This window comes from Paraburkholderia sp. BR10872 (assembly GCF_040965835.1).
Classification (GTDB): Bacteria; Pseudomonadota; Gammaproteobacteria; order Burkholderiales; family Burkholderiaceae; genus Paraburkholderia; species Paraburkholderia nodosa_A.
Genome location: NZ_JBFRCN010000066.1, coordinates 24,793 through 40,005, shown reverse-complemented (window position 1 = coordinate 40,005; position 15,213 = coordinate 24,793). Strand labels below are relative to the sequence as shown.

At 65.4% G+C, this 15,213-nt stretch carries 15 protein-coding genes; 3 read left to right on the top strand and 12 right to left on the bottom strand.

The features are described 5' to 3' along the window. A partial coding sequence (locus AB4Y43_RS35085; protein ID WP_368729876.1) for an MFS transporter occupies positions 1–305 on the bottom strand: 305 nt, incomplete at its 3' end. A 132-nt stretch (positions 306–437) separates the two neighbouring features. Beyond that, positions 438–1,493 (bottom strand): 3-keto-5-aminohexanoate cleavage protein, encoded by a 1,056-nt coding sequence (locus AB4Y43_RS35080; RefSeq protein ID WP_368729875.1) that lies wholly within the window; start codon positions 1,491–1,493, stop codon positions 438–440. Positions 1,494–1,738: 245 nt separating this feature from the next. Between AB4Y43_RS35080 and AB4Y43_RS35075 the strand changes: the two genes are divergently transcribed. Next, entirely contained in the window at positions 1,739–2,740 is a 1,002-nt protein-coding gene (locus AB4Y43_RS35075) for an AraC family transcriptional regulator (RefSeq protein WP_069263131.1), read from the top strand. Between the two features lie 73 nt (positions 2,741–2,813). On the opposite strand, the gene AB4Y43_RS35070 is transcribed toward AB4Y43_RS35075, so the two are convergent. After that, complete coding sequence (locus AB4Y43_RS35070) at positions 2,814–3,455, bottom strand: response regulator transcription factor (RefSeq protein WP_368729874.1); 642 nt, start codon at positions 3,453–3,455, stop codon at positions 2,814–2,816. After that, positions 3,452–4,735 (bottom strand): PAS domain-containing sensor histidine kinase, encoded by a 1,284-nt coding sequence (locus AB4Y43_RS35065; RefSeq protein WP_368602720.1) that lies wholly within the window; start codon positions 4,733–4,735, stop codon positions 3,452–3,454. The genes AB4Y43_RS35070 and AB4Y43_RS35065 overlap by 4 nt, the downstream gene beginning before the upstream one ends. A 1,093-nt stretch (positions 4,736–5,828) precedes the next feature. Here AB4Y43_RS35065 and AB4Y43_RS35060 point away from each other — a divergent pair. Together AB4Y43_RS35060 and AB4Y43_RS35055 are read left to right on the top strand one after the other, a co-directional pair. Continuing rightward, entirely contained in the window at positions 5,829–7,244 is a 1,416-nt protein-coding gene (locus AB4Y43_RS35060; protein WP_368729873.1) for a DUF3300 domain-containing protein, read from the top strand. 11 nt (positions 7,245–7,255) lie between these two features. Further along, a complete protein-coding gene (locus tag AB4Y43_RS35055) occupies positions 7,256–8,173 on the top strand; it encodes a DUF2950 domain-containing protein (RefSeq protein ID WP_368729872.1) in 918 nt (305 codons plus the stop codon). Positions 8,174–8,203: 30 nt separating this feature from the next. Here the strand turns inward: AB4Y43_RS35055 and AB4Y43_RS35050 are convergent, their stop codons facing one another. From AB4Y43_RS35050 to AB4Y43_RS35015, 8 genes are all read right to left on the bottom strand, one after another. Further along, entirely contained in the window at positions 8,204–9,037 is an 834-nt protein-coding gene (locus AB4Y43_RS35050) for a hypothetical protein (protein ID WP_342948609.1), read from the bottom strand. A gap of 19 nt (positions 9,038–9,056) precedes the next feature. After that, positions 9,057–9,689 (bottom strand): membrane integrity-associated transporter subunit PqiC, encoded by a 633-nt coding sequence (locus AB4Y43_RS35045; RefSeq protein WP_368618297.1) that lies wholly within the window; start codon positions 9,687–9,689, stop codon positions 9,057–9,059. Continuing rightward, on the bottom strand, positions 9,686–11,311 hold the full coding sequence (locus AB4Y43_RS35040) for an intermembrane transport protein PqiB (protein ID WP_368729871.1): 1,626 nt from the start codon (positions 11,309–11,311) through the stop codon (positions 9,686–9,688). Before AB4Y43_RS35040 ends, AB4Y43_RS35045 begins: the two co-directional genes overlap by 4 nt. After that, positions 11,295–12,629, bottom strand: a complete 1,335-nt coding sequence (locus AB4Y43_RS35035; RefSeq protein WP_368729870.1) for a paraquat-inducible protein A — start codon at positions 12,627–12,629, stop codon at positions 11,295–11,297. The genes AB4Y43_RS35040 and AB4Y43_RS35035 overlap by 17 nt, the downstream gene beginning before the upstream one ends. 72 nt (positions 12,630–12,701) lie before the next feature. Further along, complete coding sequence (locus AB4Y43_RS35030) at positions 12,702–13,088, bottom strand: response regulator (RefSeq protein ID WP_342948605.1); 387 nt, start codon at positions 13,086–13,088, stop codon at positions 12,702–12,704. A 96-nt stretch (positions 13,089–13,184) separates the two neighbouring features. Then, positions 13,185–13,775, bottom strand: a complete 591-nt coding sequence (locus AB4Y43_RS35025; protein WP_342948604.1) for a hypothetical protein — start codon at positions 13,773–13,775, stop codon at positions 13,185–13,187. A gap of 12 nt (positions 13,776–13,787) precedes the next feature. Beyond that, positions 13,788–14,366 (bottom strand): YSC84-related protein, encoded by a 579-nt coding sequence (locus tag AB4Y43_RS35020; RefSeq protein WP_069263122.1) that lies wholly within the window; start codon positions 14,364–14,366, stop codon positions 13,788–13,790. Between the two features lie 187 nt (positions 14,367–14,553). Beyond that, the gene (locus AB4Y43_RS35015) at positions 14,554–15,027 is read right to left on the bottom strand and encodes a glycine zipper family protein (protein ID WP_342948603.1); all 474 of its coding nucleotides are present in this window, start codon (positions 15,025–15,027) and stop codon (positions 14,554–14,556) included. Between the last annotated feature and the right edge of the window lie 186 nt (positions 15,028–15,213).

The following is a 15,213-nucleotide window of genomic DNA, read 5'->3' as shown; positions in this document are numbered from 1 at the left end:
AGACTCCACAACGCCGCCATCAGGACGATGCTCTTCACGCGGCCCCAGCGGTCGGCGAGCACCGACAGCGGAAACGTGAGCACGCCCACCATCAGTGCGACCACGCTGCTCAGCGAGCCGAGCTGCGTGTCCGAAAGACTCCATGCGGTCTTGAGCAGCGGAAAAACCGCATTCAGGACCTGCCGCGACATGTAGTCGGAAAGCAGCAGCCCGACCGTCAAGGCGAACACGACCCACGCATATGCGCGTACGTTCGCCCCGGTCTTCGTCAATTCGCCCGCGGTGGGCTCGGCATGCGTGAGCATGGGTTGTCTCCGTGGTAGCCCGCTCTTCGTCGGGTTCCGTTGTTCTCTCAGTTTCAGCAGGTACGACGCAAGCGCCAAACCCCCGCTTCGAGGCCCGGCACAAGCCTATGCCCGCGCCGGGCCCCACTGCCATTACGCCGCGCGCAGCGGCAGGTTCTTCACGCCGGCCACGCGGTTCGGCGCCATGCCGTTGGCCGCGAGCGTTTCGTCGACCGTCTCGTACTGCACGCCGATGCGATAGATATCACGCGCTTCCTTGCCCGTGGCAATCTCACGGCCCAGTTCGCGCGCCACGCGCACGCATTGATCGATCTGCTGCACGGACGTGAAGCGCTTGCCGTGCTGGTCGATGATCGTATCTTCAATGCCGCAACGCGGGTGCAGGCCCATGGACATCGCCATCATGTTGAACGGCAGCACGTTCTTGAGCAGCGACTCGGCGGTGACGGTGCAGCCATCGGGCGCACGGTGCACGAAGTTGAAGAAGTTGAACGGGTTCGGGCCGTCGAAGCCGCCGCCGATGCCGATCCACGTGAGATTCAGCGGCCCCTTGTACGCGCCCTTGCGCACGAGGCGATCGAGCGTTTCGAGCGCGTGGATGCCCGTGAGCTGGAAGTGCGGCTGAATGCCCGAAGCCTGCAGACGGCGCAGATGCTCCTCCACCCATGCCGGGCCGGCCGGCACCGTCATTTCGCTATACGCGGCCATGAACGCCGGGTTGGAGAGCGAGGTGCCCGCCAGGTATTCCGGGTAGAGCAGCTCCATGATGTTCATCTGCGTGGTGTTGATCGCCACGGTCACCTGGTCCGGCTTCGGCTCGAGGTCGGCCAGCATGTGACGCGTGTCGTCCGAAAGCCACTTCGCCGCTTCGCCCTCGTCTTCCGGCGCGAACGAGATCGAGCCGCCCACCTGGATGATCATGTCCGGCACCGCGGCGCGCACGCCTGCGATCAGCTCGTTGAACTTCGAGAGGCGTTTTGATCCCTTGCCGTCGAGTTCGCGCACATGCAGGTGCAGCACCGTTGCGCCCGCGTTGTAGCAGTCCACGGCCTTCTGGATCTGTTCTTCCATCGTCACCGGAATGTCTTCCGGGAAGTCTTCGGGCATCCATTCCGGACCATACGGCGCGGTGGTGATGACAACCTTGTCCTGGTTCTCGGGGTGCAGCGAATCGTCGAGGAATTGCATCGTGTTCTCCAATATGGGGACGGTATTTCAACGTTTGGCAACGTGGCCAGAAGCCTGAAATAACGCTCGGAACCTGGCTGATCCGTTGAGATGCACGATACGGCAATCCTGCGCTACACTTTTCTGATTGCGCGCCATCGTTTTAGCTTTTCGCGCCACCAGGCGTTAACACCGAGACAAGCGCAAGCCCATGTTTGACGGGCTGAAAAGGCGCAGCGAGGCCGCAGCATAGAGGAGACACGACAATGGAAACCACGCTGAGCTCGGTCTCGCTGAGCGGTTATTTCGACGTGGCAAAGCGCGTGGGATTGAACCCGGTCGAGCTTGCCCACGAGGCGGGCGTGGACGCCGCGGCGCTCGCAACTCCCGACCAACGCGTCCCCGCAGCCGCTGCGTGCCGGTTGCTGGAGCGTTCGGCGGAAAAGGCCGCGTGCCCGACGTTCGCGCTGCAAATGGCCGAGACGCGCCACAAGTTCGGCACTGGCGTGGTCAACATTCTGCTCGCGCACAAGCGCACGCTGCGCGAGGTGCTGCTCGCCACCGCCGAATACCGGCATCTGCTCAACGAAGCGCTCGCGATCTTTGTCGAAGACACGGGCGCAACCGTCACGATCCGCGAGGAACTGGTCGTCGATCCGGGCACCCCCACATACCAGGCCATCGAACTCGCAGTGGGCGTGCTCGCGCGTCACTCCAGCGCGCTGCTGGGCGAGCACTGGAAACCGCGCGCGGTGCACTTCGTTCACCAGGCGCCGCCCAGCCTCACGTTTCATCGGCGTTTTTTCGGCTGCCCGCTGGAATTCGGCAGCGACTTCAACGGCATCGTATGCGCGGCCGCCGACCTCGACTACCCGAACCCCGCCGCCGACCCGGAACTGGTGCGCTACGCGGAAAGCCTCGCCGAATCGCTCAACGCAACGGGCGTCGATTCCACGGCACTCGAGGTGCGCAAGGCGATCTACCTGCTGCTGCCGCTCGAGCAGGCCAGCGTCGAAGGGGTGGCCGCGCATCTGCGGCTGAGCGTGCGCACGATGCAACGTCAGCTCGGCGTCGCCAATACGAGCTTCACGCGGCTCGTGGAGGAAGTGCGGGGCGAACTTGCCGTGCGCTACATGAGCAACCCGCGCTATCCCATCGGACGTGTGTCCGCCCTGCTCGGCTACGCCCAGCAGGGCTCGTTCACGAACTGGTTCAGCGCGCGCTTCGGCATGACGCCGCGCGACTGGCGCAATAGCCATTTGATCTGAAGTGACGGGACGACGGCGCGCGTGCCCTGCCGTGTGGTCCTTTAGTCCTTTAGTCCCTTAATCCCCTGGTCCCTCAGCCCGTATGCGGAAGCGGGTGCAAGTCAGGCGCGTCGGCATCGAACGTGGTCATGAGGCGCACCAGATCGGCAAGCGAGTTCGCCTTCATCTTCTCCATGACGCGCGCCCGGTGAATCTTGATCGTTTTCTCCGCCGCGCCCAGTTCGTCGGCCACGAGCTTGTTCGGCCGGCCCGTCACCACGAGCGCCATGACCTCGCGCTCGCGCGGCGTGAGTTTTTCCACCCGGCGCTGGATCTCCGCGCGCTGCTCGCGTTGTTCGTATAGATGGCCTGCGCGTTCGAGCGCGCGCGACGTGGCTTCGAATAGCACCTGCGCGTCGATCGGCTTCGTCAGGAAATCCGATGCGCCCGCCTTCATCGCGCGCACCGCCGTATCCATGTCGCCATGGCCCGATACGAAGACGATCGGCACCCTGCCCTCGAGCCGCTGCTGCAATTCAATGCCGCTCAGGTCGGGCAACTGGAGATCGAGCAGCAGGCAGGCAGGCGCGCTCGTCAGGTCCGCGCCGTTGAGGAAGGCGCTGGCGCTGCCGTACGCCTGTGCCGTGTAGCCGCCGGATCGCAACAAGCGGCATAGTGCGTTGCGAACGTGCTCGTCGTCGTCCACAACGAACACGATGGAAACTGGCGAGTTCATGGTGAAAAACGCGTGGTCGTCTGCACGCACGCGCCCTCCGCGGGAAGTTCGATATGGAACGTCAGGCCGCGATCGGCGTTGCGCTCGGCCCATAGCTGGCCGCCGTGCGCCATGACGATGGTGCGGCTGATGGAGAGGCCAAGGCCCAGCCCGTGGGGCTTGGACGTCATGAACGGCTTGAACAGCGTGACGAGCCGATCGGCATCGACACCCGGCCCATGATCGCGGATCGCGAGGCGCACCTTGCCGCGATCCTCGCTTGCCGTCACGAAGATGCACACCCTGCGATCTTCCGCGTGGCAGTCGTGCACCGCATCGAGCGCATTCAGGAGCAAATTGACGAGCACCTGCTGCAGTTGAACCGCATCGCCGTGCACTTGCGGCAGCCCGTCTTCGATGCGCGCGCCCACTGCCGCGCCACAGGTCTCCGTCTCGCGGCGCAGCAGGCGCACCACGTCGCGCACGAGGCTGCCGACATCGACGGGGCACAGCTCGGGCGGCTCGCAGCGCGCGGACTGGCGCATCTTGCGGATGATCGCGTGCGCACGCGTGCTGTCGGATACGACCTCGCCAAGCAGTTCCCGCAAGTCGCTCATGGCCGGCGGGCTCTGGGCGAGAAACCGTTGCGCGGCCTGTGCGTTGCTGAGAATGGCCGTGAGCGGCTGATCGACTTCGTGCGCGAGCGCGGCGGCCATGTCGCCCACTTCGGACGCCCGTTCCCGACGCAACCGGCGCGGTTCGCTGCCGGACTCCGCGAGCGTCGTGTCGCGCCTTTCCGGTTCGATGACGACCACCATGCGCGCCGCGGGTCCGGCGGCGAGCGATGCCGAAGCGCTCACATGCACGTCGATATCGGCGCCGTTCTTCGCGCGCGCGATGGCCACGCGCGTCACGCTATGCGGCAACCCTTGCGCGGACTTCAGTGCGCCGAACGATACGGGGCGTGCGTCTCTTCGCCAGGCGACGAGCACGTTTTCGATGCGCATGCCGATCAATTCGCCCAGGGCATAGCCGAGCACGTGGGTGGCCATGCCATTGGCCCATGCGACGCTGCCCGCTTCGTCGATCAAGAGCGCCGCCGCGGGCACGACTTCGAGAACGCTGTGCAGACTTTGCGCAATGGCCTGTGTGGCCTGCGCCGACGCGTGGCCGGTGTTGCGCGCGGCCAGTGCATTGCCGTTCGGCAGAGTGCGCGGCTTGATTCTGTCGAGCCACGCCAGCAGGCCGGCCGCTGCGTGTTCGGCTCTCGGTCTGTTCAGTTTTAGTTTTTCGTTCCCCATGTCTGCCCTGATCACGGTGTCCTCCGGCTACGCTGCCCTGCTCCGGCAGCCTGCGAATCGTTTCAAACGCTTCAGCGCCCAGGCGGGGCGGATTTGACGAGCACCGGCATTCCGGCCGTTTTGCGGTGCAAACTGCGCCCCAATGATGACTGCAGCTTACTTTTGATTATCGAAGAACGCTCCGGCATGGGCGGAGAATGAGTCAGTCATTGAAGAAAAGAACGGATGGGATCATGATTGCGGAACCGCTTCGCTGTACGCTTTCACCGCGCGTTAATTATATGAAAGAAATTGCCGATGATTCGTTCCGCGCGCAATTGTTTTCGATAACTTTTTCCGCATATAACGCTAATCAGGCGCTAAGGCCTTGAATGCGCTTGCACCGGACTATATACACTGACTATTTACCGGGAATATTTGCGAACGTTTTCTTTGATTTGGTAATTGGCTCGCGAAATCATCTCTATTCAATACGAATGGCGATCGTGCAGTTTGTCGCGTGGCATTATCTATTCTGTTTTTTATGAAATAGTCGCCACCATTATTTCGATCTGGAAACGCGCGAAAATGGCCTGCAGAATCCCTCACACGTCCGGCGCGTGACAGCTCGGTAGACGCCGTTGTCGATCAAGGCGCCGAAGCTGGCGCGGCTGCACTCGCCGCATGATGTTGCGTCGTATTTTGCTGACCATGTTGCCGGGACTGGTTCGAGCGGGCCTTGTGCTCCGCTTTGCGCTGCACGTCCCGCATCTGCCTGGTACCCATCGTTCCCGCTTGCGCAAATACTTCAGACATGAAGGCGGGCGCACAAAGCAGGAGCACCGTCGCACACGGCACAGCAAGACGCATTTTCATTTGGGATCTCCAGGTGTCGGCGCTGCCAGCCTCGACGAGTGAATAGCATCATTGCGCCGCCATTGCGGTGTCAATAGGACTCTGGTCCGATTGCCAGCACAGCGTGGCTTGCCGGACTATACCCGTGGGGCTCTCCGCCTCGCCACACTCGAACAAGAATGCGCGCACGCGCTCGCCCCTTCACGTTGTCGCTATCCGTCCCGCACTCCGGTTGAGCAAACAATTGGAAGGATCGGCCATGACCTCATGGATCAAACAACGCACGTACACCCTCTGCCTGCTCGTGCTCGCGTTGCTCCTGGCAGGCGCTCAGGCGGTGCGCGCGCAAGACGCGCCGCAGCCCGCCCCCTACAAGCCCGAGGAGCTGGAGGCGCTGGTCGCGCCCATTGCGCTCTATCCCGATTCGGTGCTGGCGCAAGTCCTGATGGCATCGACTTACCCGCTCGAAATCGTGCATGCGGCCCGCTGGGTCAAGGAGCACCCGAAGCTGAAGGGCGACGAAGCCGTGAAGGCCGTGCAGGACCAGCCATGGGACACGAGCGTGAAGTCGCTCGTCGCGTTCCCGCAGGCGCTCGAGCCGATGAACGACAAGCTCGACTGGACCCAGAAACTCGGTGACGCGTTCCTCGCCCAGGAAAAGGATGTGCTCGCCGCCGTGCAGCGCCTGCGTGCGCGCGCACAGGACTCGGGCAACCTCAAGAGCAACGAGCAGCAAAAAGTCGTGGTCGAGCAGCCGCCCGCGCAAGGCGGCCAGACCATCGTGAAGATCGAGCCTGCCAAGCCCGAGGTGATCTATGTACCCGCGTACAACGCCACGGTCGTGTACGGCGTGTGGAGCTACCCGGCTTACCCGCCGTACGCCTGGCCACCCTATCCCGCTTACTATCCCGGCGGCGCACTGATGACCGGCTTCGCGTGGGGCGTCGGGCTCGCCGCCGCGGGCGCGATCTTCGGCAACTGCAATTGGGGCGGCGGCGACGTCAACATCAACGTGGACAAGGCGCGCAACGTCAATCGCAACTTCGACAGCACCAAGGTCCAGGGAGGCAAGTGGCAGCACGATGCCAGCCACCGCCAGGGCGTCGCATACCGTGACAACGCCACGCGCGAGAAATTCGGCAACAACGTGGCAGGCGCCGACGGCCGCCGCGACTATCGCGGCCGCAATGGCCAGAATGGCCAGAACGGCGCCAGCGTGGCGGACCGCGCCGGCAACCGCACGGGCGGCGGTGCAGGCGGCCAGGGCCTGGGCAATGGCAACCGCGGGAATCAGGGCAATCCCGGCAATCGCGGCGGCGCGGGCAACAACGCGAGCGTCGGCAATCGCGCGAACCTCGCCGACAACGGAGCGGGTGGCAATCGCGGAGACCTTGGCAATAACGGTGCCGGCGGCAATCGCGGCGGCATGGCTAACAATGCCGGCGGGAGCAATCGCGTGAGCACCGGGGCAGGCGGCGGGTTTGGCGGCGGCGGTGGAGGGAGCTACGGCGGCGGCGGCCGCGATGGCGCCTTCCAGGGTGTGGGCGGCGGCGGCGCCACCCAGCGCGACGCGAGTCGCGGCCGCTCCAGCATGCAGTCTTCAGGGTTCAATCGTCCGAGCGGCGGCGGCGGTATGCGCGGCGGTGGCGGCGGTCGTGGCGGCGGCAGACGCTAGGGAGAACGGCCATGAACAGACATGAGTTTCTCCGTCCGGCTGCATCGGCAGTACTCGCGGCGGCGATCGCCATCGCACTGCTGGTATTCGCGCCGCGGCCTTGCGCGGCCGCCGGGCAAAACACCTTCGCTACGCCCGACGCGGCGATGGCCGCGTTCGGCGACGCCGTGGCCGGCAACGACGAGGCGGAACTGCGCACGCTCTTCGGCGCAGATTTCCGCCAGCTCATCCCGCCGGTCGGCGCTCAGATCCGCGACAAGTTCCTGAGTGAATGGCAGACTTCGCACACCATTCAGGATACCGATGCAAATCACGCGATGATCGCCGTTGGCGACGACGGCTGGACCTTTCCGGTCCCGCTCGTCAAGACCGCCCAGGGCTGGCACTTCGACACGCACGCCGGTGTCGAGGAAATGCGCGTGCGCCGCATTGGCCGCAACGAGCTTGCCGTGATGCAGACGATGCTCGCGGTCTACGACGCGCAACGCGAATATGCGCAGACCTATCACGACGGCAGCGACATGCTGGTCTACGCCAGCAAGCTCGCGAGTTCGCCGGGCAAGCATGACGGCCTGTACTGGCCGACCGATCCCGACGCCGCGCCGAGCCCGCTAGGCGTCGCATTCCTCAAGGCCGGCGCGCGCAACGCCGAAAACGCCGGTTACTACGGCTACCACTACAAGCTGCTGACCTCGCAGGGTCCGCACGCGCCCGGCGGCGCATATAACTACATGGTTGGCAGCAAGCTGTTCGGCGGCTTTGGCGTCGTTGCGTGGCCGGTGCGGTACGGCGACACGGGTATCAAGACCTTCATGGTCAGCCACGACGGCCAGGTCTACGAGCGCGATCTCGGCCCGGATGGCGCGGCAAGAGCCGAAGCGATGACATCCTTCGATCCGGGCCCGGGCTGGTCGAAGGCTGCGCCGTGACACTCGGCACTGGCGCTGCGCCACTGCGTTTCACGGTGCGCGCGCGGGCTCGGGGGCCGACGCTCGCGCCGGCGCGTCTTCACCGAGCATGTAGAGCAGCAGCGCGTCGCGATCGGGTGCGCTCATCGCCGCCGTCGAGCGCATGAGCACCGCGCTCGCCCAGCAGACGTCGGCCATCGTGGCGCCAGGGCCGCCATTCGTGACGCGCTCGAGCCGCGCCACGGACTGCGGATCGCCAGCGAGGGCCGCGTTGACCGCATCGTCGAGATGCCGCAACGCCCGCTCGTATGCCACGGGCGTGGGCAGCCTGACTGGCGCGGCGAGCAGGGAACGGATCACCACGCGATAAAGCAACGAGAAGTATTCGGCCGTGTCGGCATCGCTCATGCTGCCGATCGAAATGCCCTGAGCAAGGTCCTGCACGCTCGCCATGCCCTGGCAATTGCCGCGCGCCGCGCGTCCCATGTATTTCGCGAGCAGCGTGAGGTACGCCAGGCGGTCTTGTGGCGTCAGGCGCGCGATGCCGCCGCGGATCAGGCGCTCGCGCGCCGCGTCGTCGCGCAGCCGGGCTTCGAGGCCCGCCATGCCGCCGGGCACGGCGACCGCCACGGCCGGGTCCGCACGCAGCCGGTAGAACCATGCTTCGACGATGCGCGCCTTGATCGTCTCCTGCTCGACGCCGGCCTCGCGCAATGCCACCGCGCTCTGCGCGGACCTCGGCTCGGCGGGCGCAACAACGTAATCGAGCACTGCGAAAAGTCCCGCCGGCGTGTCCTCGCTGCGCGGCACGCTGCCCGACGCATCGTGGCCCGCCAGCGCCAGCGCCGCGCTCAGTGCGAGCCACGCACAATGCAACGTCTTCATGAGATCCCGCGTGGCGTGCTCACTCCGTCGCACTGCCAACTGTTGGATGATCCGCGCGAATCGCGGCGGCAATGTCGGCGCTGATGGTGGCGAGTGCGCGATCGTGCGCGTCGACGAGCGCACCGTAGTCCTGGCTCGTCACCTGCTCGTGCGCTACGGTGTGCCCGAGCGTCAGCGCCTGGTGACCCGGCGGGCGCACGACCCATTGCGCGTCGATCGTCACCGAGTCTCCCAGTACGCTGTCGATGCGCGTGATATCGACGCGAACGCGCCAGACCGGCGGGGTGGCCGCGCCATCGAACGTCGAGACGTGCGCCGTCCCGAGCCGCTGTGCAAGGTCCGCGGCAACGACGCGCCCAACGTCCAGTTTGAGCGGCGTGGCCCAGCGCGCGAACTCGTTCATCTGGATCGTGTTGTCCGGATTGCGCGTGACGATTTGCGGCCGGTCCACCATGTCGGGCACAGTCACGGGACCGACGACGACATCGAGTGCAGCGGCGCTCGTCGGCACGGCGGGCGATGCGCTGGCCGTCGCGGCGCTCGCATCATCGGCGCGCAACGCATAGAAGGTCGGCGACGGCGAGGAGCACCCGGCGAGACACGCCATCGCAACGGCGAGAACGGCAGGCAGAGTCAGGTTGCGGCGGTTCACTGCTTGCCTCCAGGTTTGCCCTGCACTACGGCCTCGGGATGGCGCTCGAGGTAATCCGTAAGCATGCGCACGGACGCGGCGGTGCGGGCCAGTTCGCGCATGGCGTCGCTCGTGTTCTGCTGGAGCTGCGAGTCGGGCTGCAAGGCATCGGTGGCCGAGTTGAGCGTGGATCTTGCCGCCGAAAGCGTATCGTGCGCCTGCGGCACCACGTCGGTGCCGAGCTTCGCCACCACGTCGTTCGCACTTTGCAGCGTGCGCTGCGCACTCGCGCCGATGGCCTCGAACGGAATACCGTTGAGCTTCGCGAGCAGTCGCGTGAGCGAATCCTGCAGCGACTGCAACGTGCGCGGCACCGTCGGCATCTCGGGCGGCGTTCTCGACCAGTCGATCTTAGCCTTCGCAGCGTCCGGGAAGACGTCGAAGGCGACGTAGAGCTGTCCTGTGAGAGGATTACCCGAGCGCAGCTGGAACCGGAAGCCGCTGGCAACCAGGAACTCGGCAAGCTGGCGCGGTTGCGAAGTGAGGCGTCCGGCCGGCTGGCCTTTCTCGAAGCGCGACGTAAAGCGCTCCGGATACAGATTGATTTCAACAGGAATGCTGAACTGTTTCTTCACCGGGTCGAAGCGCGTGTAGATACGTGTGACCTCGCCAATCACGACGCCGCGGAAATCGACCGGCGCGCCCACTGTGAGCCCGCGCACGGAGTCGTAGAAGGTCACGACGTAGGTGTCGACAATGCGGTCATGCTCCTTCATCGAGTCGGCGTGCGTGGCGTAAAGCTCGAACTTCGAGTCTGCGTCGGCCTCGGGCGGTTCACCGCCGGCGTCGGCGTCGGGCGTTTCGAACGCCACGCCGCCGATGAGCAGCGACACCACCGACTGCGTGTTGATCTGCACGCCGTCCGGGCTGAGCGAGACGTCGAGTCCGCTCGCATGCCAGAAGCGCGTGTCGCTGCGCACGAACCTGTCGTAGGGCGCGTTCACGAACACGCGCAGCGTCACGCCCTTGCCGTTCGGGTCCATTTCATAGGAAGCAATCTGTCCGACCTGAAGACGGCGGAAGAACACCGGCGAGCCGACATCGAGCGAGCCCATGTTCACGCTGTGCAGCACGAATTCGCGCCCCGGGATGTCGCTCGGGATCGCAGGCGGGACTTCGAGTCCCACGAAGTCGTGGCGCGCTTTGCTGGAGTTGCCTTCGTCCATGCCGACAAAAGAGCCCGAGAGCAGCGTGCTCAGGCCCGAAACCGTACCGCCGGAAATGCGCGGGCGCACGACCCAGAAGCGCGTGTTGTCGACGAGCATGCTCGCCGCGTCCTTCACGAGTTCGCCCGTCGCGATCACACGCTTGTGATCGGGCGAGAGCGTGACCGCCTTCACCACGCCGATATCGACGTCCTTGTACTTGATCTTCGTCTTGCCGGCCTCGAGGCCGTCGCCGGTCTTGAAGCTGATCGTGATCGTCGGCCCTTCCTCGATGATCGCCTTGGCAGCGAGCCAGCCGCCAATGAGCACCGCCACGATCGGCACGAGCCAGACGATCTGCATGCGCCAGCGCGAGCCGCGCGCCGGCTTCGCCTCGGGCAGATCCGGCAAAGAATCGTCGTTACCGGGTGCTGCCATTTTCGTGCTCCATCGCGTCCCAGATGAGACGCGGGTCGAACATGTTCGCGGCGAACATGGTGAGGATCACGACGGCACCGAAAGCGATTGCGGCGGGCCCCGCCTTGATCGTGGCGAGCGCGTTGAACTGCACCAGCGCGACGAGCATCGTGATCACGTAGATGTCGAGCATCGACCAGCGGCCGACCAGCTCGATCAGCCGGTAGATGCGCGTGCGTTGCTCGGGCAGCCATGTCCAGCGGCGCTGCGTGGTCCACGTCAGATACGAAAGCCCCAGGATCTTCAGCATGGGCACGGCGATGCTGGCAATGAACACGAGCAGCGCGAGCGGCCACGAACCCGACACCCACAGATACACCACACCGCTCATGATCGTGTCCTTCTGCGAGCCGAACAGCGAACTCGTGTCCATGACGGGCAGCACATTCGCCGGTACGTACAGCACCATCGCCGCAACCAGCAGCGCCCACGTGCGCGACAGGCTCGCGACCTTGCGCATGTGCAGCGCGCTGCCGCAGCGCGGGCACGTCGCCGCATGCGCGACCGCCGGCATGCGCGCGAGCATTCCGCACGCATGGCAGCGCGCGATGCCGCACGCGGCGCCCGTGAGCGGGCCTGCGGCGCGCTCGCCTCGCGCTCTGGCCGCCTCGCCCGACGCGTAGCGCGTCGTCACGCTGGGCGTGTCGAGCGCCCTGACCGCGTTGGCCGGTTGCGTTGCCCGCGCCACGCGCGACCAGAACTGGCGCGCGTCGAACGCCGCGCTCGCGCCCGCGAGCACCAGCATCAACGCGCCGAACGACCACAACGCGACACCCGTCACGACCGTTGCGATATGGGACAGCTTCACGAGCGCGACCAGCAGGCCGAGTATCAGCACCTCGGTCATGCCCCACGGCCGTGCGATGTACATCGCGCGGAACAGGAGCGGCGCCTGCCACGGCGCGCGGTCGATCGCGAGCGGCACGAGGAGGGCGAGCAGACACACGACCTGCAGGCCAGGCATGAGGATCGTCGTGGCGAACACCAGCGCCGCGATGGGCCACATGCCGTCGAGATAGAGAATCTCGACCGAATGCCACAGCGTCGTGCGTACGAGATTGCCGTTCACCGAGAGTCCGACGATCGGATACAGGTTGGAAATGACGAACAGCACGAGTGCGCCCAACGCGAACGCGAGCGCACGGCCGAGGCTTTCCGGCAGATTCCTTTCCAGTTCGGCGTTGCAGCGCAGGCAGCGCAGGGTGCCCCCCGGCGGGCAAGGCGCGCCGCGCTGCATGAGATCGCAGTCGTGGCAAACGAGAAGCTCAGCGCGCTTCATTGCGGGGCCTCCCTGAATCCGGTCGTGGCGTGGTCGATTCATCGTCGCTGTACCGATTCGGCATGCGGGGCGTCAGCCCGGCGGCGGCACGCCTAGCACCGCATGGACCGCGCCGATGAGCGCGGAGTCGTCGAACGGCTTGCGCAGGTACGCAACCGCGCCGGCTGCCTGTGCCTGCTCGCGCACGCGCGCATCGTCGTGCGCCGTAATCACGATGCACTGGATGCCGGTGCCACCCAGCCGACGCTGTACCTCGATACCGTTGATGCCGGGCATCTGGATATCGAGGACCACGCACACGGGCGCGTGAGGCGCCGCGGCCGCCAGGGCGTCGAGAAATGCCTCGCCGCTCGTGTACACGTCGGAGTCGATGCCGACCGACTTCAAAAGGCGCTGGATCGCTCGCCCGACCGACTCCTCGTCGTCGACGACGGCCACGGATCGTGTCACGGTGTTCATTTGACTTAGCGTTCGGTTACCGGTGAGGACAGCCAGAGCGGCGCCGCCGTGCGCGCCGACCGGCATCCTGAGCGCAAGCGGCTTCTCCATGCGCGACTACTTGTGTGGTGCAGGCTTGACGGATACGGCGAACGCTTCCGTATACACTGCCTCGACCTGATCGCCGACCTGCACGTTTGCAAGCTGCTGGGGATCCTCGACCCGCAGATCCATCGTTCCCCCTTCGGGGCCCATCAGCGTGACCGTTTTCGTCTTGGTGTCGACCGCTACGACATTCGCCGTGACTTTCACCTCACGCCCCACCATGCCGCCGGGCTTCTCGCCGGCAGCCGCACGCTCGACCTGCGGCGTTTCCTGCACCGAGGTCTCGCCGTCGCCTCCCTTCTTCAGGCTCAGCGTGAGTGATTCCTTATAGGTCATCGTCACGACATCGCCGACCTTTAGTTGATCGAAGTTTCTGACTTCCGGTCCCAGTTCGGCTTCGACCAGCTTGCCGTCGTGACGCTTGAGCGTGACGGTGCGGGTATCGGCGTCGATCTTCGTGATGGTCGCCGTCACCTTGTGCATGCCGGTGACGGTTGCCTTGCCCGGCTCGTGCGTCACGTTGGCCGTCGTTTGGCCCTGAGCCGCGGCAAGCTGCGCCGCGGCAACGATGACGGCTGAAACAACCCATTTGAGGTACGACATCGCGACCTCCTGTTACAGATCGAGCTTCGTCACCTTCGTGCCAGCGACCGACGCATCGGCCATGATGCCCGTATTGGTCATCACGATCGCCTGGACCGGCGCCGTTGCGGTTCGCGTGTCGATCTGCCCATTCGCACCGACCTTGACGAGCGCAACGGCAACATCGCCGCCAACCGACCAGCCCTTCGAGTTGCGGAACTTGTCGAGCGAGTCCTGCGTCATGAAGAGAAAGATCACGGCAGTGGACTGCACCCCTGCCTGCAAGCCGAACGAAGCGGCCGCCGTGCTGTAGTACCCGACCGTCGATCCGCCCACGCGCAACGCACCCTGGCCGTACGACCCGCCAATGATGAACGCTGCCTTGCCGACCGATGGAAAGACCAGCACGCCTTGCGACTTCGAAACGAGTTCCTGCGAGCCCGGGACAGTCGAGAACAGCCGGGACATCGTGCCGTCCACGGCCGCATCGATCTCCTGGCGTTTCGCCGCATCGGTCGCGCCGCTCGTCCCACTGCTCGTGGTCGTGCTGCAACCCGCTGCAGCGAGCCCGGCCGCGGCCGCCGCCGTAAGCACAAAAATCCGTCGCTTCATTGTTGTCCTCCATTGAGTTTAGACAGCCCGGACACGGCACTCACGCATGCGGATCGAACGTCACGCGGGAATGAGACGTTGCTCGCACATCGTTGCTCATCGTTCAGTTACATAGTCGCAGACGCGGCGCACAGGACAAATCGGACCTTGGTCTTACGCCGCCTCAGGCCGCTTCATGCACGGCGCACTACTGCACCGTGTAGCCGCGCCCTTGCATGCACGCGGCAAACGCGCGGTTGAACGTGTCGATCGCGCCCTGCTGCTGTTGCTGCGCGTTGGCCTGCTGGGCACGCCGTTCCTGGCGCGCGCGTGAGCCGCCCACCATCGTGCCGGCCGCCGCGCCCACTGCCGCGCCCCTGCCCGCATCGCCGGTGATCGCGCCGATCACCGCGCCGCCCGCCGCGCCGCGCGCCGCGCCCTGGACACGCTGGCCGCCGCCCACCGCCGGCCCCGAAGGCGGCGGTGGCGTCGACGCGACCTGTTTCGGGTCAATGCCCGTGTTGCTCCTGGCCCACGAGTAGCATGCCGATTCGTCCGAGTGCTGTTGCTGCGCGCTCTGCCCCTTCGCGGGATACGCAATAGGCGTTGCCTGCGCGGCACTCATCAAAAGCAGCACGGCGGCGCACAGGGCGCCGGTCCGACAATTTATATAGGTATCCATATCAACTCCTTGAGCGCGTGCGAGATCGCGCCGATTACGCCTGCTGCTATCGGCGGGAGATTGGACAATGACGGTCGTGCCTTCGGCACGACGCCCGAATGCGGGACGAACACCGCGCCGTGCAACCGGCGCAGTGGTCTGTTCAATGATGTGGGACCGGCACGGCGAAGACAATCAGACCATGGT

Coding starts and splice junctions, on each gene's coding strand:
- AB4Y43_RS35080 (WP_368729875.1), bottom strand. CDS start 1,493: ATGCAATTCCTCGACGATTCGCTGCACCCCGAGAACCAGGACAAGGTT.
- AB4Y43_RS35075 (WP_069263131.1), top strand. CDS start 1,739: ATGGAAACCACGCTGAGCTCGGTCTCGCTGAGCGGTTATTTCGACGTG.
- AB4Y43_RS35070 (WP_368729874.1), bottom strand. CDS start 3,455: ATGAACTCGCCAGTTTCCATCGTGTTCGTTGTGGACGACGACGAGCAC.
- AB4Y43_RS35065 (WP_368602720.1), bottom strand. CDS start 4,735: ATGGGGAACGAAAAACTAAAACTGAACAGACCGAGAGCCGAACACGCA.
- AB4Y43_RS35060 (WP_368729873.1), top strand. CDS start 5,829: ATGACCTCATGGATCAAACAACGCACGTACACCCTCTGCCTGCTCGTG.
- AB4Y43_RS35055 (WP_368729872.1), top strand. CDS start 7,256: ATGAACAGACATGAGTTTCTCCGTCCGGCTGCATCGGCAGTACTCGCG.
- AB4Y43_RS35050 (WP_342948609.1), bottom strand. CDS start 9,037: ATGAAGACGTTGCATTGTGCGTGGCTCGCACTGAGCGCGGCGCTGGCG.
- AB4Y43_RS35040 (WP_368729871.1), bottom strand. CDS start 11,311: ATGGCAGCACCCGGTAACGACGATTCTTTGCCGGATCTGCCCGAGGCG.
- AB4Y43_RS35035 (WP_368729870.1), bottom strand. CDS start 12,629: ATGAAGCGCGCTGAGCTTCTCGTTTGCCACGACTGCGATCTCATGCAG.
- AB4Y43_RS35030 (WP_342948605.1), bottom strand. CDS start 13,088: ATGAACACCGTGACACGATCCGTGGCCGTCGTCGACGACGAGGAGTCG.
- AB4Y43_RS35025 (WP_342948604.1), bottom strand. CDS start 13,775: ATGTCGTACCTCAAATGGGTTGTTTCAGCCGTCATCGTTGCCGCGGCG.
- AB4Y43_RS35020 (WP_069263122.1), bottom strand. CDS start 14,366: ATGAAGCGACGGATTTTTGTGCTTACGGCGGCGGCCGCGGCCGGGCTC.
- AB4Y43_RS35015 (WP_342948603.1), bottom strand. CDS start 15,027: ATGGATACCTATATAAATTGTCGGACCGGCGCCCTGTGCGCCGCCGTG.